Source organism: Pseudomonas sp. FP2338 (assembly GCF_030687515.1).
Lineage (GTDB): Bacteria > Pseudomonadota > Gammaproteobacteria > Pseudomonadales > Pseudomonadaceae > Aquipseudomonas > Aquipseudomonas salomonii.
This window is the reverse complement of record NZ_CP117436.1, coordinates 3662473-3683731: the sequence shown is the minus strand read 5'-3', so window position 1 is coordinate 3683731 and position 21259 is coordinate 3662473. Positions and strand designations below refer to the sequence as shown.

Genomic DNA, 21259 nt, shown 5'->3' with positions numbered 1-21259 from the left:
GTGCTCAGCGCGGCTGGATCAACGCTGGCCCATGGTTGCGCGTGTTGCCCACGGCGCTGTCGACCTTGAACCATTCGAACACGTCTGTCGGCTCGCCCTGCAGCAGCACCATCTGCTCGGCGCGGCTTGGGGAAGTGGCCGGGTCCAGCCACTCACGGGCCAGTTCCGGGGTGAGCACCACGGGCCTGCGGTCATGGATGTCGAGCATGCCGCCGGCACTGTCGGCAGTGATGATCACGAAGCCATCGTGGGTGCCTGCGCCCTCATCGGCGTCGGGCAGTTGGCCGATGGCGGCACAGAATACCGGCGCGCCGTCGCGGCGACGAATCAGGTAAGGCTGTTTTTTCGCGCCGCCTTCATCCACCCATTCAAACCAGTTGTCCACCGGCGCAATTGCGCGATGCGGCCAGATCGCGCGAAAAAACGCGCCGTGCGCGACCTTCTCGACACGCGCGTTGATCGGCAGCAGGCGCTCCTTGCTCCAGTGCGGGCGCCAGCCCCAGCGCACCCGGTCGGCGTGCAACAGCTCGGCGTCCAGGTGCAGCACTGCTACAGGCGTGGTCGGCGCCACGTTGTACCGTTCCAGCGGCTGGTCGCCGACGCTATTGGCCAGGGCATTGGGCATGCTCAAGGCCGCCACAAAGTCGTGAATACCGCGGTACTGCGAAAGTCGTCCGCACATGGCCGGTTCCTCGAACTGACCCTGTGAGCGTAGACGATCAATTTACAGCGGCGTGAGCACGTTCATCACCGTGTCCAGCGCCACCCGCGTGTCATCCAGTTGCACCAGCGAGGCGTGCCGGGCGCCGAGGGCGTCACGGTTCTGGATGGCGGTGAGGATCGCTTTGTGGCGGGGCAGGCTCAGGCCCTGGATGTCGGGGCGGCGGTTGGTGATGTTGATCGACTCGCGCAGCGGCAACGACAGCATGTTGCACATGTAGGCGAGCAAATCGTTGCGGGTGGCATCGGCGATGGCGCGGTGGAAGTCCAGGTCGGCCTGCAGCAGGTCGTCGTGAGTCTTGGCGGTTTCCATGCCCAGGTAAGCGTGTTCGATGGTGGCGATGTCTTCAGCCGTGGCCGTGGTCGCCGCCATGGCGGCGATTTCCGGTTCGAGGATGCGTCGCACGCCGGCCAGGGTGTTGAAAAATTCGCTGTGGGGCGTGGACTGCATCAGCCAGGACAGCACATCCGGGTCAAGCAAATGCCATTTCACCCGTGGACGCACCACCGCGCCCACCCGTGGCTTGGAATACACCAGGCCCTTGGCGCTGAGCACGCGGGTCGCCTCACGCAACACCGAGCGGCTGACCTGGTATTCCTCGCACAGCGTGGCTTCCATGGGCAGGCGTTCTTCGGGCTTGAAGCGCCCGGAAACGATGTGCATGCCCAAGTCCTGAACGATCTGGGCATGCTGGCTCTTGCGCGGCTTGGGCGGCTGGTGATCCATAACGACGGGGAGGCTCTGGCTTAGGTTCGCGGCATCATAGCATCCCAATTAGTGGGAATGCCGGGGGACTTCAGCGCCACGGCAGCCCACCAGGAAGTCGAAGTCGCAGCCTTGATCGGCCTGCAGCACGTGGTCGATATACAGCTGGCGGTAGCCGCCGACGATCAGGTTTTGCGGTGGCGCCAGGTCAGCCATGCGCGCCGCCAGTTCGGCGTCGGGGATATCCAGGTGCAACCGGCCGTTGGCGCAGTCGAGCTCGATCCAGTCACCTTCCTGTACCGTGGCCAGCGGCCCACCGGCGGCGGCTTCCGGCGCCACGTGCAGCACCACCGTGCCGTAGGCGGTGCCGCTCATGCGTGCATCGGAAATCCGCACCATGTCGGTCACGCCCTGGGCCAGCAGTTTGGCGGGCAGGCCCATGTTGCCGACTTCGGCCATGCCCGGGTAACCCTTGGGCCCACAGTTTTTCATGACCAGAATCGAGTTGGCATCCACGTCCAGCTCCGGGTCATTGATGCGTGCCTTGTACATGTCGAAGTTCTCGAACACCACCGCGCGGCCACGGTGCTGCATCAACTCGGGGCTGGCGGCGGACGGCTTGAGCACAGCGCCGAGCGGCGCCAGGTTGCCGCGCAATACGCAAATACCGCCGTCGGCACGGATCGGGTTGTCGAGGGTGCGGATCACCTCGTCCTGGCCGTAGATCGGCGAGTCCTGGGTGTTCTCGCCCAACGACTTGCCATTGACCGTCAGGGCATTCGGGTGCGGGATCAGGTTGGCTTCGCCCAGGCGCCGCAGCACGGCCGGCAGGCCGCCGGCGTAGTAGAACTCTTCCATCAGGAAACGGCCTGACGGCTGCAGGTCGACGATGGTCGGCACGCCACGGCCCATGCGGGTCCAATCGTCGAGGTCGAGCTCGACACCGATACGCCCGGCGATGGCCTTAAGGTGGATTACGGCGTTGGTCGAACCGCCGATGGCCGCATTCACCCGGATCGCGTTTTCAAACGCCTCCTTGGTGAGGATCTTCGACAACTTCAAATCTTCACGCACCATCTCGACCGCGCGCATGCCGGACATATGCGCCAGCACATAGCGCCGCGCGTCCACCGCCGGAATCGCTGCGTTGTGGGGCAGGGAAGTGCCGAGTGCTTCGGCCATGCAGGCCATGGTCGATGCAGTGCCCATGGTGTTGCAGGTGCCCGCCGAGCGCGACATGCCGCCTTCAGCCGCAAGGAAATCGTCAAGGGTGATGGTGCCGGCCTTGACCTGTTCGCTCAGTTGCCACACCACCGTGCCCGAGCCAATGTCCTGGCCCTTGTGCTTGCCATTGAGCATCGGCCCGCCGGTGACCACGATGGCCGGCACGTCACAACTGGCCGCGCCCATCAGCAGCGCCGGGGTGGTTTTGTCGCAGCCGGTCAGCAGCACCACGCCGTCGATGGGGTTGCCGCGAATGGCTTCCTCGACATCCATGCTCGCCAGGTTGCGGGTGAGCATGGCGGTGGGGCGCAGGTTGGATTCGCCATTGGAGAACACCGGGAATTCCACCGGGAAACCACCGGCTTCGATCACACCGCGTTTGACGTGCTCGGCGATCTGGCGGAAATGCGCGTTGCACGGGGTCAGTTCCGACCAGGTGTTGCAGATGCCAATGATCGGTTTGCCATGGAACTGATGGTCGGCAATGCCCTGGTTCTTCATCCAGCTGCGGTACATGAAACCGTTCTTGTCGGCGGTACCAAACCACTGGGCGGAGCGGAGGGCGGGCTTTTTATCAGGCATGATCGACTCTCTTATTGTATGACTATATGTTCTATATGTGCTTAAACATAAGCGCAAAATCGCAGCTTTGGAAGTGTTGTTTTGCAAATAGTCATACTATATAGTCCTGCTTAATTGAGGTGTGACCCTGGCGGATTTTCGCGAGAGGCAGCCCCCGAGCTTCTATAAAAACAACAATCGGAGATCGACCCCATGAGCCAGGAATTGCGGCTTGTTCGGCGTATCACGCTGAAACTGATTCCCTTCCTGATCCTGCTGTACCTGATCGCCTACGTGGACCGCTCCGCGGTGGGGTTTGCCAAGCTGCACATGGGCGCCGACGTCGGCATCGGCGACGCTGCCTATGGCCTGGGGGCGGGGTTGTTCTTTATTGGCTACTTCCTGTTTGAGATCCCCAGCAACCTGATGCTCGACCGCTTCGGCGCGCGGCGCTGGTTTGCGCGGATCATGCTCACCTGGGGCGCCATCACCATTGGCATGGCCTTTGTGCAGGGGCCGCACAGCTTTTATGTGATGCGCTTTTTGCTCGGCGCGGCCGAAGCCGGGTTCTTTCCGGGCGTGCTGTACTACATCACCCAGTGGTTCCCGGTGCGCCATCGCGGCAAGATCCTGGGGCTGTTCATTCTCTCCCAGCCGATTGCCATGATGATCACCGGGCCGGTGTCCGGCGGCCTGCTGGGCATGGACGGCATCCTCGGGCTGCACGGCTGGCAATGGCTGTTTATCGTGATCGGCACACCGGCGTTGTTGCTGACCTGGCCGGTGCTGCGCTTTCTGCCGGACGGCCCCAAGCAGGTCAACTGGATGAGCGAAGACGAGAAAACCTGGCTTACGGGTGAGTTGGCCAAGGACCTGCAAGCCTACGGCCAGACGCGCCACGGCAACCCGCTGCATGCCCTCAAGGACAAGCGCGTGTTGCTGCTGGCGCTGTTCTACCTGCCGGTGACCTTGAGCATCTATGGCCTGGGCCTGTGGTTGCCGACCCTGATCAAACAGTTCGGCGGCACTGACCTGGTGACCGGCTTCATCTCGGCCGTGCCCTACATTTTCGGCATCATCGGGCTGCTGATCATCCCGCGCAGTTCCGACCGCTTGAACGATCGTTATGGCCACCTTGCCGTGCTCTATGTGCTCGGCGCCATCGGCTTGTTTTGCAGTGCCTGGCTGAGCGTGCCGGTGCTGCAAATGGCGGCGCTGAGCCTGGCGGCATTTGCCTTGTTTTCCTGCACGGCGGTGTTCTGGACCTTGCCGGGGCGGTTTTTTGCCGGTGCCAGTGCGGCGGCGGGCATTGCCTTGATTAACTCGGTGGGCAACCTGGGCGGCTATATCGGCCCGTTCGTGATCGGCGCGCTCAAGGAATACACCGGCAACCTGGCTTCGGGCCTGTATTTTTTGGCTGGAGTGATGGTGTTCGGGCTGGTCTTGACCGCTGTGGTGTACCGCGTGCTGGAGCGCAAGCATGTGCTGCCCGCCGACCAGTTTGCTGCCAGCGCCCGAGGCGCCACACGTACTTAATCCTGGAGAAGTTTGATGCGTTTAGTTCAGTTCGAATTGCGTAACGGTGAGCGTCGTGTCGGCGTGGTGCAAGGCAACACACTGCGCGAAGTGCACACCGCACGCAGCGTGCGCGAATTGGCGTTGGCCGCCATCGACGCCGGTGTGGGCCTGGCGCAACAGGTCGACAGCCTGGGCCTGGGCGACAGTCATGACTACGCTGCGCTGTTGGCAGACCTCAAAGTCCTGCCGCCGCTGGACCATCCCGACCCGGCGCACATGCTGATCAGCGGCACTGGCCTGACGCACCTGGGCAGCGCCTCGGCCCGCGATAAAATGCATCAGGCCGGTGACGACAGCGCCTTGACCGACACCATGCGTATCTTCAAATGGGGCGTGGAGGGCGGCAAGCCACCGGCCGGCCAAGCCGGCGTGCAACCGGAATGGTTCTATAAGGGCGATGGCCGTATTGTCGTGCGCCCAGGCCAGGCGTTCCCGGTGCCGCCCTTTGCCGAAGACGCCGGTGAAGAGCCGGAAATCGGCGGGCTGTACGTGATCGGCCGAGACAGCAAGCCCTATCGCCTGGGTTATGCGGTGGGCAACGAGTTCTCCGACCACGTCATGGAACGCAAGAATTACCTGTACCTGGCCCATTCCAAGTTGCGCAGTTGCAGCTATGGCCCGGAGTTGCGCGTGGGTGAGTTGCCCCAGCACTTGGCCGGCACCAGCCGCATTCTTCGAGACGGCAAAGTGCTATGGGCAAGCGAATTTCTCAGTGGCGAGGCGAACATGTGCCACAGCCTGGAAAACCTCGAATATCACCATTTCAAATACAGCCAGTTCCTGACCCCGGGCGACGTGCACATTCATTTCTTCGGCACCGCCACCTTGTCATTCGCCGACGGTATACGTACCCAGCCGGGGGATGTGTTCGAGATCAGCCAGGCCGAGTTCGGCGCACCGCTGGTCAATCGGGTCGGCAGCGCCGAGGCGGCGTTCGAACCTGGCACTGTCATCAGCCTTTAAGGAGATCAGCATGAATCCGTTACTCGGCCACAACTACATCGGTGGCCAACGCAGCGCCCAGGGCAGCATCACCCTGAAAAGCGTCGATGCCAGCACCGGCGAGGCCTTGCCTCAGGATTTCTATCAGGCCACGCCCGCTGAGGTGGATGCCGCCGCCAAGGCCGCCGCTGCCGCGTATCCCGCGTACCGGGCATTGAGTGCCTCGCGTCGCGCGCAGTTCTTGGAGGCGGTGGCCGATGAGCTGGACGCGCTGGGTGAAGATTTTATCCAGTTGGTGTGCCGCGAAACCGCATTACCTGCAGCGCGCATCAAAGGCGAGCGCGGGCGCACCAGCGGCCAGATGCGCCTGTTCGCCACGGTGCTGCGTCGCGGTGACTTTTACGGTGCGCGCATCGACAGAGCCTTGCCCGAGCGCCAACCCCTGCCGCGCCCGGACCTGCGCCAATACCGCATCGGCCTCGGCCCGGTGGCGGTGTTTGGTGCGAGCAACTTCCCCCTGGCGTTTTCCACCGCCGGCGGTGACACCGCCGCCGCGCTGGCGGCCGGCTGCCCCGTGGTGTTCAAGGCCCACAGCGGACATATGGCGACGGCCGAGCGGGTGGCCGATGCAATCATTCGGGCGGCCGAGGCCACCGAGATGCCGGCGGGCGTGTTCAACATGATCTTCGGTGGCGGCGTCGGTGAGGCGCTGGTCAAGCACCCGGCGATCCAGGCCGTAGGTTTTACCGGCTCGCTCAAGGGCGGCCGTGCCCTGTGTGATATGGCGGCGGCACGCCCGCAGCCGATCCCGGTGTTTGCCGAGATGTCGAGCATCAACCCGGTGATCGTGCTGCCCCAGGCTTTGCACGCCAGGGCCGAGACCATCGCCCGCGACCTCACTGCCTCGGTGGTGCAAGGCTGTGGCCAGTTCTGCACCAACCCTGGCCTGGTGATTGGTATTGCCTCGCCACAGTTCACTGCGTTTACCCAACAGGTGGCGCAACTGATCGGTGAACAGCCTGCGCAAATCATGCTCAATACCGGCACGCTGGGCAGTTATGGCAAAGGTTTGGAAAAACTCTTGGCGCACCCTGGCATCCAACACCTGGCGGGCAGCGCTCAAGTGGGCAGTCAGGCGCAGCCGCAGCTGTTCAAGGCTGACGTGCGCTTGCTGATCGACGGTGATGAGGTGTTGCAGGAAGAGGTGTTTGGCCCTGCCACGGTGTTTGTCGAGGTCGCCGATCAGGCCCAGCTCAGCACCGCCTTGCACGGGCTGCACGGTCAGCTCACTGCGACGCTCATTGCTGAACCGGCCGACCTGCAGCAGTTCACTGAACTGACGCCGCTGCTGGAACAGAAAGTCGGGCGCATCCTGCTCAACGGCTACCCGACCGGCGTGGAGGTCTGTGATTCGATGGTTCACGGCGGCCCGTACCCGGCCACTTCCGATGCCCGTGGCACCTCGGTCGGCACCCTGGCCATCGACCGTTTCCTGCGCCCGGTGTGCTTGCAGAATTACCCTGATAGCCTGCTGCCCGACGCGTTGAAAAACGCCAACCCGTTGCGCATCCAGCGGCTGGTGGATGGCACGCCATCGCGCGACCCGCTGTAACACCAGGAGGTTTTATGTCGTGTACCGCAGTCACTGCGCACCGTGCGCAGTTGGGGGAGGGCCCGTTCTGGGACGTGCCGACCCAGGCGCTGTATTGGGTGAATATCGCCGGCAAACAGGCGCTGCGCCTGATGGGCGGGCAGCTGCAGATCTGGCAGCTGCCCGAGCATGTCTCGGCCTTTATCCCCTGTGAAAGTGGCGGTGCGCTGGTCACGCTGAGCAGCGGCGTGTACCGGCTGAACCTGGAAACCGAAGCCCTCACGCTGCTGTGCGTGGCCGACCCGCAACCGGGTAACCGTGGCAATGAAGCGCGCTGCGATGCCCAGGGCCGCCTGTGGTTGGGTACCATGCAGAACAACATTGGTGAGCAGGGCGAAGACCTGCCGATTACACGGCGTTCCGGCGGCCTGTTTCGGATCGATGCCAATGCGCACGTCACGCCGCTGCTGCAAGGGTTGGGCATTCCCAACACCTTGGTGTGGAGCGATGACGGCGCGCACGTGCATTTTGGCGACAGCCTGGACGGCACTTTGTACCGGCATTCGGTCAAGCCAGAGGGTCAGCTCGACCCTGCCCGTGTCTGGTTCGGCCCGCATGAGCGTGGTGGCCCGGACGGCTCGGCGATGGACGCAGACGGCTATATCTGGAATGCCCGTTGGGATGGCAGTTGCCTGCTGCGCCTGACGCCGGCGGGTGAGGTCGACCGCATTATTGAGTTGCCCGTCAGCCGCCCCACCAGTTGCGTGTTCGGTGGCCCCAACCTCACTACCCTCTACATCACCAGCGCCGCCAGCCCACTCGATCACCCGCTGGATGGCGCGGTGCTGGCCATCGAGGTCGATGTGCCAGGCACCCCCTGTCACCGCTTTGCCGGATAAACCCAAGACCTGAAAACAATAACAAGGAGTCACCCGTATGAATCGTCGTCGAGGTATGCGTTCCCTGTGCTGCGCCGCTGTGGCGGTGTCGGCCCTGAGCTTGGGCGGTCTGTTGCAGGCCGCTGAAGCAGTGAAAATTGGCTTTTTGGTCAAGCAGGCAGAGGAGCCGTGGTTTCAGACCGAATGGGCGTTTGCCGAAAAAGCCGGCAAGGAGCATGGCTTTACCGTGATCAAGATCGCCGTACCCGATGGCGAGAAAACCCTCTCGGCCATCGACAGCCTGGCGGCCAACGGCGCCAAGGGCTTTGTTATCTGCCCGCCGGACGTGTCGCTGGGCCCGGCTATCGTTGCCAAGGCCAAGGCCAACGGCCTGAAAGTGATTGCGGTGGATGACCGCTTCGTTGATGCCAAGGGCAACTTCATGGAGGACGTGCCTTACCTGGGCATGGCCGCGTTTGAAGTCGGCCAGAAGCAGGGCGCGGCGATGGCGGCTGAGGCGAAAAAACGCGGTTGGGACTGGAAGGATACCTATGCGGTGATCAACACCTTTAACGAACTCGACACGGGTAAAAAACGCACTGACGGTTCGGTCAAATCCCTGGAAGATGCTGGCTTTCCCAAAGACCACATTCTGTTCACCGCTGCCAAGACCCTCGATGTACCGGGCAGTATGGACGCCACCAACTCGGCGCTGGTCAAGCTGCCCAGCGGTGCCAAGAACCTGATTATCGGCGGTATGAACGACAACACGGTGCTTGGTGGCGTGCGCGCTACCGAAACGGCCGGTTTTGCTGCGGCCAATGTGATTGGTATCGGCATCAATGGTACGGATGCCATTGGCGAACTGAAAAAGGCTGACAGTGGCTTTTTCGGTTCGATGCTGCCTAGTCCGCATATCGAGGGCTACAACACTGCGCTGATGATGTATGAGTGGGTCACCAAAGGTACTGAACCGCCCAAGTACACGGCGATGGACGAGGTGACGCTGATTACGCGGGAGAACTTCAAGCAAGAGCTGACGAAGATTGGGTTGTGGCAATGAAGTAGGCTTGGCGGGGGGGGTGGATCAGACGGAGTACATATCCATTTCTGCGGTAATGGCTTCCTATGGTTCCGCCCTTACGGCGGGTCACTTTTGGCAAACGCCCCAAAAGTAACCAAAAGGTCTGTGCCCCACCACTCGGCACCTCGCTTAGGCTCGGTGTGCCCTCACTCCGGCTTGAATCCGTGGGCCGCCGCGATGGGCCATCCTTGGCCCAGCGCGGCTAACCCGGCGTCCTGCCGGGTTACCCACGGATTCAAACCTGCGTTCGGCCATCGTGGTTGACGGGGCGCCTCAGATCAAAAGCAGATCAAGATCAAGATCTACAGCACGGCGGCCTGAAAGCCGACCTGAGTGGTTGAATCAAAAGCCAGATCAAGTGCAAAGCAAAAGCCTATCTACCTGATGCAACGCGGTTTAAGTGTGGGAGCATGCAGTTTTGAATATGAGGTCGGCTGCGGATTTGCATGCACTGAATAGCTGCTTTTCTGTGGGAGCTGGCTTGCCTGCGATGCAGACACCTCGGTACATCAGGTACACCCAGTTGATGCCATCGCAGGCAAGCCAGCTCCCACCTTTGACCGAGTATGGCTTTGCTCCTGCTCCTGCTCCTGCTCCTGCTCCTGCTGTTGCCCTTACATCCTTTTCGATGACGAAGTCAGCGGTCTTTTGATCTGCGCTTTTGATCTTGATCTTGATCTGAAATCGCCCCGTCAAACACGATGGCCGGAATTCGACAGTGATTTGGGGGGTAAACCGGCAGGGATGCCGGTTTAGCCGCCCCGCGCCATGGATGGCGCGTGGCGGCGGCCCCCCAAATCAGTGTCGGATTGCGGGCATGCCGAGCCACAGCGAGGCACCGAGTGTTGGGGCGAGGACCTTTTGGTTACTTTTGACTGGGCCGGCATTCCGGTCCTTGCAAAAGTGACCCGCTGTAAGAGCGGAACCATAGGAAGCCGTTACCGCAGCAACGGATATGTACTCAGCAACCCTGAGCCAACCCAAGACCTCAAACTGACCCGGCACTCCCTGTCACAAGGAAAAACCGAGGTGCCTGTCGCGTGGGCCGGCTCCTACACCTCGGCGCACCAACAGTCAGTCAGCAGAGAACTTGAGCACAGTATTCTGGCTATAGGTCTGCCCCGGATTCAACCGAGTCGAAGCAAACTTGGGCTGGTTGGGCGCATCGGGAAAGTGCTGGGTCTCGAGGGTAAAAGCACTCCAGTGCTGATACGTCTTGCCGCCTTTGCCCTTCACCGTGCCGTCGAGGAAGTTGCTGGTGTAGAACTGCACCCCAGGCTCACTGGTGTAGAGCTTCAAACGCCGGCCAGATGCAGGGTCGTGTACTTCGGCGGCGAGTTGCTTGATATCGCCCTGGGTGTCGAGCGCCCAGTTGAAGTCAAACCCACCTTGTTTCGGCTCGGCAAATTTGAGCTGCGGATGTTCGTCCTTGATGTGCTGGCCGATTGGCGTGGGCTTGAGAAAGTCCATCGGCGTGCCCTTGACCGGTGCGAGTTCGCCGGTCGGAATCAGGGTGGCATTCACCGGGGTGTAATGGCTGGCATGCAAGGTCGCGACCTGCTTGAGAATGTCGCCGTTGCCCGCGCCCGCCAGGTTGAAATAGCTGTGGTTGGTGAGGTTGAGCACCGTGGGTTTGTCGGTGCTGGCCTTGTAGTCGATATGCAGTTCGTTGTTATTGTTGAGGCTGTAGGTGACCTCGGTCTTCAGGTTGCCGGGAAAGCCCATTTCACCGTCCTTGGACAGGTAGCTGAGCTTGACGCCAACCGAGTCCTTGCCCTTGACGGGTTCGGCTTGCCAAACGTGTTTGTCGAACCCCTGGGCGCCGCCGTGCAGCGAATTGGGGCCGTCGTTGAGCGGTACCTGGTAGCGTTTGCCATCAAGCTCAAACGCACCGCCCGCCAGGCGGTTGCCGAAGCGCCCGATGGTCGCGCCAAAAAACGCCGTGCCGCTCTGATAGCCCTGCACGTCATCAAAACCCAGTACCACGTCATCGATCTTGCCGTTTTTATCCGGCACTTTGAGTGACTGCAACACGCCGCCGTAGGTGATCACCGTGGCTTGCATGCCGTGGCTGTTGCGCAAGATGTACTGCTCGACGGCGGTGCCGTCGTTGGTTTTACCGAAGGGTTTATGCTCGCTGGTTAGGCCCGCAGCCTGGGCGCCGCCGCTGGCGATCAGCAGGGACAAGGCGAGGACGGAAAGCAGGTGACGAGGGTGCTTCATGGTCGAACTTCCTTTTGTTGTTTTCAGTGGAATAGTTCTACTAATGTGCGATATTTTGTCGTTGCAGCAGCAGATTTATAGCCTTTTACGGCCTGTTTGCAAAATAAAATAAGACTAATTGAGTGGGGCGACCTTTTATATGATGACTTCACAGGCTGTTTACCCCGACCTTGAGGGTAAGACCGTTCTGGTTTCCGGTGGTGCCTCAGGCATTGGCGAGTTCCTGGTGCGTGCGTTCGCCGCCCAGGGGGCCAAGGTGGGTTTTGTGGACCGGGCGCAAAGCCAGGGCGAGCGCCTGGCCGCGCTGCTGCATTCCCAGGGTTACAACGTTGAGTTCGTGTGGTGCGACATTACCGATGAAATCGCCTACAAGGCGGCGATCGAGCGCTTTGAGCACTCGCTGGGGCCGATCACCGTACTGGTCAATAACGCGGCCAACGATGTGCGTCACACCCTGGAAGAAGTCGATTCGGCGATGTTCGACAGGCTGATCGCGGTCAACCTCAAGCACGCATTCTTTGCCGCCAAGGCCGTGGTGCCGATGATGAAACGCGCCGGTGGCGGGGCGATCATCAACCTGGGCTCGGTGGGGTGGATGATGGCGTCTGCTGGCTACCCGGTGTACGCCGCCAGCAAGGCGGCGGCCCATGGCATGACCCGCGCGCTGGCACGTGAGTTGGGGCCCAGCCATATCCGCGTGAACACCCTGGTGCCCGGCTGGGTCATGACCGACAAACAACTGGCGATGTGGGTCGATGATGCGGCCAAGGAGCTGATCAGCCGCAGCCAGTGCCTGCCCGGCAGCGTACTGCCGGAACACATCGCCAATATGGCGTTGTTTCTCGCCTCCGATGCCTCGGCAATGTGTTCGGCGCAGAACTTTATTGTGGATGGCGGCTGGGTCTAGGCCTGCTACTCGATGGGGTAGCGCTTGAACGCCGGGTGCTGTTCGAGCCGGTCGGCGTGACGTTGCAGGTTAGGGAATGCCTTGGGGTCGAGCACCGACGGCAGTTTGAGTTGGGTGAACGACCACGCTACTGCCGCGGTCAGCGCCGCCTGGGTCAGCGGCGCGTCGGTGGGTTGGGCAAGGTGCTTTTCCAGCAGCGAATAGGCGGCCAACAGTTGCGCGGTCACGCGGTCTACCCACGGCTCATGGCGTTTTTCTGCCGGGCGCAGATTGTCCTCATAGACGATCTGCACGGTTTTCTCGCAGGCCGCCAGGGCCAGCCCAAGCAGGTGCAGCTCGTGGGCGCGGGCGCCAGGCGCTTGCGCCAGCAGCTTCTTGTCGGTGGGGGCCTGGGCTTCGAAATAGTCCAGGATCAGGCTGGAGTCCATCAGCACGGTGCCGTCGTCCAGCACCAGGGTCGGCGCCTTGACCACCGGGTTGATCGCGTGGAACTGCTCAAAGGTGCTGAACACCGACACCGACTGATGTTCAAACGCCACGCCGTACAGGTCCAGGGAAATTGCCACGCGGCGTACGTAAGGCGAGTCCAGCATGCCTACCAGTTTCATGAAGCCTCCGTTGCTTTCAGGTGATTGCTTTCAGGTGATTCGATCAGGAGATTAAGGGCACTGGATCGTCCTGTGCAATGGCTTCGCACAGTTGCCGATAGGCGTGCACTAACTGCTCCAGGTTGAACGCCAAATTGCGCCCGCTGGGGTTGGGCAGCACCCATACCGCTGCGCCGCCCAATAACGGCGGCTGCAGCCCCCAGGCAACCTCGCGTTGGCCGGACACCGCGCTATAACCGACCTTGCCCAGAAAGGCCACGAAGCGTGGCTGGCAGCGGCGGATTTTCTGTTCAAACGCTACGGCTGCGTCGTTGAATTCATGCCGCGCCAATTCCCCCGCGCTCGCCGTCGGGCGCTCCACCAGGGTGGTCAGGCCGCAGTGGTAGTCGAGCAAGCTGCGCCCCGCTTCGGGGCGGATCTCATGGGGCGTAAAACCGGCCAGGTGCAACGTACGCCAGAAGCGGTTGCTGCGGTTGGCGAAGTGCAGGCCGAGGGCGGCGGAGCCTTTACCGGGGTTAATGCCGCAGAACACCACCTTCAAGTGCTCGGTGAGGATGTCTTCGAGGCTGTCGCTCATGTCGGGTCTACCTGCAAACGCATCAGCAACCATTGGGTAAAGCTGCGGGCCAATGGCGCATTTTCACTGTCACGGTGGGTCGCTTAGGCGTCCTTGGCCAACAGGGTGCGGGCAAATTCGTCGGAGGCGATAAAGTCCAGGGTCTGGCGCAGTTGCGCCGCAGCTTCACGGCCGAATGCCTGATCGAAGCGTTCGGCCATTTGCGTGGAAATACGCTTGGCCGCCAGGTGGGTGCGCTTGCCGTGTTCGGTCAGCAGCACGCGCCGGGTACGCCGGTCGAGTTCATCCACGCGCAGCTCCACCAGGCCGTCACGGACCAGCGGTTTGAGCGTGTGACCGAGCGCGGACAAATCCATCACCAGGGTTTGTGCCAGCTCGCCCATCTTCGGCGTGCCGGCTTTGGCGATGCGGTTGAGCAGCGCGTATTGCGTGGCTTTGAGCCCGCAGGGCGCGAACGCCTCGTCATAGATCTGGCCCAGGCGGCGCGAGGTGCGGCGCACGGCACCGTTGACGCAGGTGCTGGGGCTCTCGGAGCAAGGCGGGGCAGATTTCAAGGGCAGATACTCTCTGATACAAAACACGACGCGGCTGATTATGCCTGCGCGACCTGTCAGGACAAGGTCTTTCGGACCGAACTGACGTTCCAGATGAAAACTGAGACAGCTTGAAACAAATTAGTTGCGTATGCCACTAAATTCGATATCGTGGCATATGCCTCTTTGTGACCTGGATGTCGTTACAAAAACCCCAGGACGTGCATGGGGCGAGGCGGGAAAACGGCATGGCGAAGCCTGCTTGACCGACCAATCTCCTGTCTGGATCACCTCTTATGCTCAACCTCGTGCGCATCGCCTTGCTGCGCCCCTATACCTTTGTGGTATTGGCTATTTTCATCCTGATCGTCGGGCCGCTGGCGGCCTGGCGTACGCCGACCGACATCTTCCCGGAAATCCGCATTCCGGTAATTGCGGTGATCTGGCAGTACACCGGTTTGCCGCCTGACCAGATGGCGGGGCGCATCACCTCACCATTCGAGCGGGTGCTGACCACCACCGTGAACGACATTCGCCATATCGAAGCGCAGTCGATGAACGGCTACGGGATTGTGAAGATCTTCTTCCAGCCCGGCGTCAACATCAGTACTGCCAACGCCCAGGTGACGTCGGTGTCCCAGGCGATCCTGCGGCAATTGCCGCCCAGCACCGTGCCGCCGCTGGTGCTCAACTACAGCGCCTCCACCGTGCCGATCGTGCAGCTGGCTTTATCCGGGCCGGGCCTGAGCGAACAGCGCCTGGGCGATATCGGCCTGAACCAGGTGCGCCTGATGCTCACCAGCGTGCCCGGCGCGGCCCTGCCATATCCGTTTGGCGGCAAGAGCCGGCAGGTGCAGATCGACCTGGATTCGGCGCGCATGCAAGCCCGTGGCCTGTCGGCGCAGGACGTCGCCACCGCCCTGGCCACGCAGAACCTGATTACGCCGGTGGGCACCCAGAAGATCGGTAGCTACGAATTCAACCTGCAACTGAACAACTCGCCGTCGGATTTCCATGACCTGGAGAACCTGCCGATCAAGACCGCCGATGGCACCACCGTGCTGATCCGTGACGTGGCCACCGTGCGCGACGGCAACCCGCCGCAAACCAACATCGTGCATGTGAACGGCAACCGCTCGGTGCTGCTGCCGGTGCTCAAGACCGGTTCGGCATCGACCTTGGGCGTGATCGCCGGGATCAAGGACAAGCTTGCCGACAACAAGGCTGCCTTACCGCCCAACCTGAATATCGACCTGATCGGCGACCAGTCGCTGTTCGTGCGCTCGGCCATCAGCGGCGTGGCCCGTGAAGGCTTGATCGCGGCGGCGCTGACCAGTCTGATGATCCTGCTGTTCCTCGGCAGTTGGCGTTCGACGGTGATCATCGCCACCTCGATTCCGCTGGCGATCCTGGCTTCGATTGCCACGCTTTCGGCCCTCGGTGAAACCCTGAATATCATGACCCTCGGCGGCCTGGCGCTGGCCGTGGGCATCCTGGTGGACGATGCCACGGTGACCATCGAGAACATCAACTGGCACCTGGAGCAGGGCAAGCCGGTGCAGACGGCGATCCTCGACGGCGCGGCGCAGATCGTGACGCCGGCGTTTGTCTCGCTGCTGTGTATCTGCATCGTGTTTGTGCCGATGTTCTTCCTTGACGGTGTGGCGCGTTTCCTGTTCGTGCCGATGGCCGAAGCGGTGATCTTTGCCATGATCGCCTCGTTCCTGCTGTCGCGCACGCTGGTGCCGACATTGGCCAACTACCTGCTCAAGCCGCATGTACACGGCGAGGACGGGCATGCACCATCGCGCAACCCGCTGGTGACTTTCCAGCGCGGTTTCGAGAAGCGTTTTGAGGCCTTTCGCGAGCGTTACCACAGCGTGTTACACGGCGCCTTGCACCATCGTCGCGCGGTGGTGATCGGCCTGCTGGCGTTTGTCGCCGTGTCGTTTGCACTGGTGCCGTTCCTGGGCCGCAACTTCTTCCCCGAGGTCGATTCCGGGCTGATCCTGTTGCACGTACGCGCCCCGGTGGGCACACGGGTGGAGAGTAATGCGCACTTGATCGCCGACATCGAAAACGCGATCCGCCGCAAAGTCCCGGCCCAGGAACTCAAAGCCTTGGTCGACAACATCGGCCTGTCCATCAGCGGTATCAACGTGGTGTACAACAACACCGGCACCGTGGGTTCCCAGGACGCCGATATCCAGATCAGCCTCAACGAAGGCCATCGCCCGACCGCCGAGTACATGCGCCAACTACGCGAAACCCTGCCACGAGAATTCCCGAGCGCGGTGTTCTCGTTCCCGGCCTCGGACATTGTCGGGCAGATCCTCAACTTCGGTTCTTCGGCACCGATCGACCTGCAAATCACCGGCAATAACCTGGCGGCTAACTTCACCTATGCCAGCGCGCTGCTGCGTGATATTCGCCGGGTGCCGGGGGTGGTGGATGCGCGCATCCAGCAGTCGCGGCAATTGCCGACGTTCAATATCGACGTGGACCGCACCCGTGCGCAGTTGGTCGGCCTCACCGAACGGGATGTGACCAACAGCCTGGTGGTCAACCTTGCCGGTTCCAGCCAGGTGGCGCCGACGTTCTGGTTGAACCCGGCCAACGGCATTTCCTATCCGATCGTGATGCAAACCCCGCAATACAACCTGGAAAGCCTGGCCGCACTGCACAACTTGCCGCTGAGCGGCAGCAGTGGCGCGGCCACCGACCAGACCTTGGGCGGCCTGGCGAATATCCAGCGCAGCCACAGCAGTTCGGTGTTCAGCCAGTCGGATATCCAGCCGGTGGTTGAGGTGCTGACCGCGATCCAGGACCGCGATTTGGGTGGCGTCGCCGCCGATATCCAGAAGATCATCGCGGCCCACGCCGGTGAAGTGCCGACCGGCTCCAAGGTGATTTTGCAGGGCCAGGTGCAGACCATGAACGCGGCCTTCAGTGGCTTGCTGTTCGGCCTGTTGGGCGCGGTGGTGCTGATCTACTTGCTGATCGTGGTCAACTTCCAGTCCTGGGCCGACCCGTTTGTGATCATCACCGCGTTGCCGGCGGCCTTGGCGGGCATTGTGTGGATGCTGTTTGTCACCCATACGCCGCTGTCGGTGCCCGCCTTGACGGGAGCGATCATGTGCATGGGCGTGGCCACCGCCAACGCCATTCTGGTGGTGAGTTTCTGCCGTGAGCGCCTGGCCGTGCATGGCGATGCCGTGCAGGCCGCGCTGGAGGCCGGTTTCACGCGGCTGCGGCCGGTGTTGATGACCGCCATCTCGATGATCATCGGCATGGCACCCATGGCTTTGGGCCTGGGCGAGGGCGGCGAGCAGAACGCGCCGCTCGGGCGTGCGGTGATCGGCGGGCTGGCGTTTGCCACCATCGCCACGTTGATTTTGGTGCCGTTGATTTTCAGTCTGGTCCACGGGCGTCGGCAACACGCCACGCTGGCGACTACCGTTTCCCAAGGGGTTTGACATGTCCGTTTCCAGTTCTCAAAAAAAACCGTCCCGTGGCCTGCTGTGGCTGGTCGTGGGCGGGGTGACGGTGGTGGTCATCGTCGGTGTCGGCCTGAGTGTGCGCGCCAGTGAATCCCGTGATCTCAAGACCTGGACCGACGCCCAGGCACTGCCCAGCGTCAACCTGGTCACGCCGGTGGTGCAAGCGCAAGGCCCGGTACTCAACTTGCCGGGGCGCATGGAGGCTTATTCGCGGGCGTCGATCTTTGCCCGGGTCAATGGCTACCTGAAATCCTGGAATGTCGATATCGGCACCCGTGTCAAAGCTGGCCAGGTATTGGCCGAAATCGACACCCCGGAGCTCGACCAGCAACTGCTGCAAGCCCGCGCCACTTTGGCTTCGGCCCAGGCCGATGAACACCTGGCCGAAACCACCGCCAAGCGCTGGCAGGCGATGCTTGCGACCGACTCGGTGTCGCGCCAGGACGTCGACGAGCGCACCGGCGACCTGACCGCCAAGCAGGCCAAGGTGACGGCGGCCAAAGCCAATGTCGAGCAGTTGGTGGCGACCAAGGGCTTCCAGCATCTGGTCGCGCCGTTTGCCGGTGTGGTCACCGCGCGCAGCACCGACGTGGGTGCGTTGATCAGCGCCGGGGGCACCGCCGGCAAAGAGCTGTTTGCGGTGGCCGATGTCAGCCGCCTGCGCGTGTATGTGCAGGTGCCGCAGACCTTCTCGCCGCAGATTCGCGAAGGCACCACGGCGCGCCTGAGCGTGCCGGAGTATCGCGGCGAAACCTTCACCGGCAAGGTGATCGCCACCGCCGATGCGGTCAACGCCGCGTCCGGCAGCACCTTGGTGCAACTGCTGGTGGACAACCCCGGCGGCCGCCTGCTGCCCGGTGGCTACACCAGCGTGCAGTTTGATTTGCCGGTGCAGGCCGACGTGCTGCGCGTACCGTCCAGTGCCCTGGTGTTCGATGACAAAGGCATGCGCGTCGCCACCCTCGACAGCCAGGACCATGTGCACTTCAAGACCGTCACCATCGCCCGTGACTTTGGCGACAGTGTGGAGATCGCCAGCGGCCTGCAAGCGGCCGACCGCGTGATCGATACGCCGCCGGATGGCCTGGCCGATGATGACTCGGTGCAGTTGGCAGCCGCTTCCGCCGAGGCTAAACCCCATGGCTAAGCGCACCCTGCTGGGCCTGCTCGTCACCTTGAGCCTGGGCGCCTGCTCGTTGGCGCCGCCGCTTGAAGTGCCGCAAACCCCCATTGCCGCGCAGTTTCACACCCAAGGCCCGTGGACCGTCGGCGCCCCCGACGACCAGGCCAACCGTGACGGCTGGTGGCGCATCTACAACGACCCGCAGCTGGACGCGATGCAGCTGCAGTTGCTCAACAACAACCCGGACCTGAGCGCGGCACTCGCGCATTACCAGCAGGCCCAGGGGTTCCTGGCCCAGGACCGTTCGGGGTTGTTCCCCAAGCTCTCGGCCATCGGCAGCGGTCAGCGTATTCGTCAGTCGGACACCAGACCGCTGCGCTCGGCCACCTCGCCGGACGTCTACAACTCCGCCACGCTGGGACTTGAGGTGGACTATGAAGTCGACCTGTGGGGCCGCGTGCGCGACACGGTTGCGGCGGGCACCAGTGACTCGGAGGCGGCCAGGGCCGACCTGGCGTCGGTACGCCTGAGCCTGCAAGCGCAATTGGCTGACAGCTACATTCGCTTGCGTGGCATCGACTGGCAAAACCAACTGCTGGAGCAGACCCGCGACGCCTACACCAAAGCCCTGAGCCTGACCGAAGGTTTGCACGGCGGCGGTATTGTGTCCGGCCTGGACGTGGCGCGGGCGCGCACGCAGTTGTCGACGGTCAAGTCGCAACTCAAACAGAGCCTGGTGCAACGGGCGGTGCTGGAGCATTCGATTGCGGCGATGCTGGGAGAGTCGGCATCAACCTATACCGTCGCCGTCAATGTGGCGCCGATTGCCTTGCCCAACTTGCCCACCGGCGTGCCGTCGAGCCTGCTGCAACGCCGCCCGGATATTGCCGCTGCCGAGCGTCGCATCGCGTCGGCCAATGCGCGTATCGGCGTGGCCAAGGCCGCGTGGTTCCCGCAGATCACCTTGAGCGCCCAGGGCGGTTATCAGAGTGATGAGTTTGCGCGTTTGCTCAGCGCACCGAACCTGTTCTGGGCCATCGGCCCGTCGCTGGTCGGCACGCTCTTTGATGGTGGCGCGCGCCAGGCCCAGGTGGATATCGCCAAGGCCGCGACCGACGAAGCCGCCGCCAAATACCGCGGCGTGGTGCTGGGCGCTTTTGAGCAAGTGGAAGACAACCTGTCGCAGATCGCGGGCCTGGGCAGCGCCCTGGATGACCAGCGTGACGCGGCCGCCGCCGCGCAATACGCCGAGGACCTGTCGACCTCGCGTTATCGCCAGGGCGCCGTGGCCTATCTGGATGTGGTGACCGCCCAAGTGGCGGCGCTGGAAGCCAAGCGCAGTGTGCTGCAACTGCAAACCCAGCAATTAAGCGCTAATGTGGGCCTGATCAAGGCGCTGGGCGGCGGATGGAACGTGGCCCAACTGGCTGCATCGAACAGTACTCAAATCAAGGAGAAGTGAGCATGACCGACTACCTACCCCCGAAGGTGTGGACCTGGGACACCGAAAGTGGCGGCACTTTCGCTAGCATCAACCGACCCATTGCCGGTGCGACCCATGAGAAAGCCCTGCCGGTCGGCAAGCACCCGTTGCAGCTCTATTCCCTGGCCACGCCGAATGGGCAGAAGGTCACCATCCTGCTCGAAGAACTGCTGGCCCTGGGGCACACCGGCGCGGAATATGACGCGTGGCTGATCAAGATCGGCGATGGCGACCAGTTCGGCAGCGGCTTTGTGGCAGTCAACCCCAACTCAAAGATCCCGGCGTTGATGGACCACAGTGGTGACACGCCGATTCGCGTATTCGAGTCGGGTGCGATCCTGCACTACCTGGCCGAGAAGTTCGGTGCGTTCTTCCCCACCGAGCCTGCTGCGCGTGCCGAGTGTTTGTCGTGGCTGTTCTGGCAGATGGGCAGCGCGCCGTATCTGGGCGGCGGCTTCGGGCATTTTTACGCCTACGCGCCGAGCAAGATGGAATACCCGATCAATCGCTTCGCCATGGAAACCAAGCGTCAACTGGACGTGCTCGACCAGCGCCTGGCGGTGAGTGAGTACATTGCCGGCGATGAGTACACCATTGCCGATATTGCGATCTGGCCGTGGTATGGCGGCTTGGTCAAAGGCCGTTTGTATGGGGCGTCGGCGGAGTTTTTGTCGGTGCACGAATACAAACACGTGCTGCGCTGGGCCGAGGCAATTGAAGCCCGTCCGGCGGTGCAGCGTGGGCGGCGGGTGAACCGGGTGTCCGGGGCACCTGAAGAGCAACTGGCTGAGCGCCACAACGCCACCGATCTGGACTGAAACCCGGGCGAAAATGTGGGAGCGGGCTTGCTCGCGAATGCGCTGGGTCAGTTATGAAATGGGTGACTGACACTGCGCTTTCGCGGGCAAGCCCGCTCCCACATTTGGATCTCCATAGTTTTCCAAACTATTTGTAATGCTGCTCGAACCCCACCCACACGCTACCGACCTGGATTAAAACTCGGTCACCTGTGGGAGCGGGC

General features: G+C 62.3%; 17 protein-coding genes. 10 read left to right on the top strand and 7 right to left on the bottom strand.

Annotated elements, in window-relative coordinates; translation table 11 throughout:
* Window positions 1-4 precede the first annotated feature (4 nt).
* Genes PSH96_RS16445 through PSH96_RS16435 form a run of 3 tightly spaced genes read right to left on the bottom strand, consistent with a single transcriptional unit; the run spans window position 5 to window position 3232 of the window.
* The gene (locus tag PSH96_RS16445) at window positions 5-682 is read right to left on the bottom strand and encodes an SOS response-associated peptidase family protein (protein WP_236373742.1); all 678 of its coding nucleotides are present in this window, start codon (window positions 680-682) and stop codon (window positions 5-7) included.
* Window positions 683-724: 42 nt separating this feature from the next.
* Complete coding sequence (locus PSH96_RS16440; protein WP_065932152.1) at window positions 725-1447, bottom strand: FadR/GntR family transcriptional regulator; 723 nt, start codon at window positions 1445-1447, stop codon at window positions 725-727.
* 48 nt (window positions 1448-1495) lie between these two features.
* Window positions 1496-3232 (bottom strand): IlvD/Edd family dehydratase, encoded by a 1737-nt coding sequence (locus PSH96_RS16435; protein ID WP_177023980.1) that lies wholly within the window; start codon window positions 3230-3232, stop codon window positions 1496-1498.
* A gap of 192 nt (window positions 3233-3424) precedes the next feature.
* Here PSH96_RS16435 and PSH96_RS16430 point away from each other — a divergent pair, with 192 nt between their 5' ends.
* Genes PSH96_RS16430 through PSH96_RS16410 form a run of 5 tightly spaced genes read left to right on the top strand, consistent with a single transcriptional unit; the run spans window position 3425 to window position 9263 of the window.
* On the top strand, window positions 3425-4747 hold the full coding sequence (locus tag PSH96_RS16430) for an MFS transporter (RefSeq protein WP_305453911.1): 1323 nt from the start codon (window positions 3425-3427) through the stop codon (window positions 4745-4747).
* A 15-nt stretch (window positions 4748-4762) separates the two neighbouring features.
* Entirely contained in the window at window positions 4763-5752 is a 990-nt protein-coding gene (gene araD1 / locus PSH96_RS16425; RefSeq protein WP_305453910.1) for an AraD1 family protein, read from the top strand.
* 10 nt (window positions 5753-5762) lie between these two features.
* Window positions 5763-7343 (top strand): aldehyde dehydrogenase (NADP(+)), encoded by a 1581-nt coding sequence (locus tag PSH96_RS16420; protein ID WP_305453909.1) that lies wholly within the window; start codon window positions 5763-5765, stop codon window positions 7341-7343.
* Window positions 7344-7357: 14 nt separating this feature from the next.
* A complete protein-coding gene (locus PSH96_RS16415) occupies window positions 7358-8221 on the top strand; it encodes an SMP-30/gluconolactonase/LRE family protein (protein WP_305453908.1) in 864 nt (287 codons plus the stop codon).
* 37 nt (window positions 8222-8258) lie between these two features.
* On the top strand, window positions 8259-9263 hold the full coding sequence (locus PSH96_RS16410) for a substrate-binding domain-containing protein (protein WP_017136516.1): 1005 nt from the start codon (window positions 8259-8261) through the stop codon (window positions 9261-9263).
* A 1095-nt stretch (window positions 9264-10358) separates the two neighbouring features.
* Here PSH96_RS16410 and PSH96_RS16405 read toward each other — a convergent pair.
* Entirely contained in the window at window positions 10359-11507 is a 1149-nt protein-coding gene (locus tag PSH96_RS16405; RefSeq protein ID WP_305453906.1) for an aldose epimerase family protein, read from the bottom strand.
* A gap of 139 nt (window positions 11508-11646) precedes the next feature.
* On the opposite strand from PSH96_RS16405, the gene PSH96_RS16400 reads away from it, so the two are divergent.
* On the top strand, window positions 11647-12414 hold the full coding sequence (locus tag PSH96_RS16400; protein WP_305453905.1) for an SDR family NAD(P)-dependent oxidoreductase: 768 nt from the start codon (window positions 11647-11649) through the stop codon (window positions 12412-12414).
* Window positions 12415-12419: 5 nt separating this feature from the next.
* Here the strand turns inward: PSH96_RS16400 and PSH96_RS16395 are convergent, their stop codons facing one another.
* The 3 genes from PSH96_RS16395 to PSH96_RS16385 form a co-directional block, all read right to left on the bottom strand.
* Window positions 12420-13022, bottom strand: a complete 603-nt coding sequence (locus tag PSH96_RS16395) for a glutathione S-transferase family protein (RefSeq protein ID WP_305453904.1) — start codon at window positions 13020-13022, stop codon at window positions 12420-12422.
* A 43-nt stretch (window positions 13023-13065) separates the two neighbouring features.
* Entirely contained in the window at window positions 13066-13599 is a 534-nt protein-coding gene (gene mug / locus PSH96_RS16390) for a G/U mismatch-specific DNA glycosylase (RefSeq protein WP_305453903.1), read from the bottom strand.
* Window positions 13600-13682: 83 nt separating this feature from the next.
* Window positions 13683-14153, bottom strand: a complete 471-nt coding sequence (locus tag PSH96_RS16385) for a MarR family winged helix-turn-helix transcriptional regulator (RefSeq protein WP_235593120.1) — start codon at window positions 14151-14153, stop codon at window positions 13683-13685.
* Window positions 14154-14428: 275 nt separating this feature from the next.
* Between PSH96_RS16385 and PSH96_RS16380 the strand changes: the two genes are divergently transcribed.
* The 4 genes from PSH96_RS16380 to yghU are packed head-to-tail and all read left to right on the top strand — an operon-like array spanning window position 14429 to window position 21056.
* Complete coding sequence (locus PSH96_RS16380; protein WP_305453902.1) at window positions 14429-17608, top strand: efflux RND transporter permease subunit; 3180 nt, start codon at window positions 14429-14431, stop codon at window positions 17606-17608.
* Window position 17609: 1 nt separating this feature from the next.
* Window positions 17610-18779 carry an efflux RND transporter periplasmic adaptor subunit gene (locus tag PSH96_RS16375; RefSeq protein ID WP_305453900.1) on the top strand — a complete coding sequence of 390 codons (1170 nt, stop codon included), beginning with the start codon at window positions 17610-17612 and terminating at the stop codon, window positions 18777-18779.
* Window positions 18772-20217 carry an efflux transporter outer membrane subunit gene (locus tag PSH96_RS16370; protein ID WP_305453899.1) on the top strand — a complete coding sequence of 482 codons (1446 nt, stop codon included), beginning with the start codon at window positions 18772-18774 and terminating at the stop codon, window positions 20215-20217. Before PSH96_RS16375 ends, PSH96_RS16370 begins: the two co-directional genes overlap by 8 nt.
* 2 nt (window positions 20218-20219) lie before the next feature.
* Window positions 20220-21056 carry a glutathione-dependent disulfide-bond oxidoreductase gene (yghU, locus tag PSH96_RS16365; RefSeq protein WP_305453898.1) on the top strand — a complete coding sequence of 279 codons (837 nt, stop codon included), beginning with the start codon at window positions 20220-20222 and terminating at the stop codon, window positions 21054-21056.
* Window positions 21057-21259 lie beyond the last annotated feature (203 nt).

Bases quoted from the DNA above. Each gene is read 5' to 3' on its own strand.
- mug (WP_305453903.1), bottom strand. From the start codon at position 13,599: ATGAGCGACAGCCTCGAAGACATCCTCACCGAGCACTTGAAGGTGGTG.
- PSH96_RS16430 (WP_305453911.1), top strand. From the start codon at position 3,425: ATGAGCCAGGAATTGCGGCTTGTTCGGCGTATCACGCTGAAACTGATT.
- PSH96_RS16410 (WP_017136516.1), top strand. From the start codon at position 8,259: ATGAATCGTCGTCGAGGTATGCGTTCCCTGTGCTGCGCCGCTGTGGCG.
- araD1 (WP_305453910.1), top strand. From the start codon at position 4,763: ATGCGTTTAGTTCAGTTCGAATTGCGTAACGGTGAGCGTCGTGTCGGC.
- PSH96_RS16440 (WP_065932152.1), bottom strand. From the start codon at position 1,447: ATGGATCACCAGCCGCCCAAGCCGCGCAAGAGCCAGCATGCCCAGATC.
- PSH96_RS16435 (WP_177023980.1), bottom strand. From the start codon at position 3,232: ATGCCTGATAAAAAGCCCGCCCTCCGCTCCGCCCAGTGGTTTGGTACC.
- PSH96_RS16415 (WP_305453908.1), top strand. From the start codon at position 7,358: ATGTCGTGTACCGCAGTCACTGCGCACCGTGCGCAGTTGGGGGAGGGC.
- PSH96_RS16380 (WP_305453902.1), top strand. From the start codon at position 14,429: ATGCTCAACCTCGTGCGCATCGCCTTGCTGCGCCCCTATACCTTTGTG.
- PSH96_RS16400 (WP_305453905.1), top strand. From the start codon at position 11,647: ATGATGACTTCACAGGCTGTTTACCCCGACCTTGAGGGTAAGACCGTT.
- yghU (WP_305453898.1), top strand. From the start codon at position 20,220: ATGACCGACTACCTACCCCCGAAGGTGTGGACCTGGGACACCGAAAGT.
- PSH96_RS16370 (WP_305453899.1), top strand. From the start codon at position 18,772: ATGGCTAAGCGCACCCTGCTGGGCCTGCTCGTCACCTTGAGCCTGGGC.
- PSH96_RS16375 (WP_305453900.1), top strand. From the start codon at position 17,610: ATGTCCGTTTCCAGTTCTCAAAAAAAACCGTCCCGTGGCCTGCTGTGG.
- PSH96_RS16420 (WP_305453909.1), top strand. From the start codon at position 5,763: ATGAATCCGTTACTCGGCCACAACTACATCGGTGGCCAACGCAGCGCC.
- PSH96_RS16395 (WP_305453904.1), bottom strand. From the start codon at position 13,022: ATGAAACTGGTAGGCATGCTGGACTCGCCTTACGTACGCCGCGTGGCA.
- PSH96_RS16405 (WP_305453906.1), bottom strand. From the start codon at position 11,507: ATGAAGCACCCTCGTCACCTGCTTTCCGTCCTCGCCTTGTCCCTGCTG.
- PSH96_RS16445 (WP_236373742.1), bottom strand. From the start codon at position 682: ATGTGCGGACGACTTTCGCAGTACCGCGGTATTCACGACTTTGTGGCG.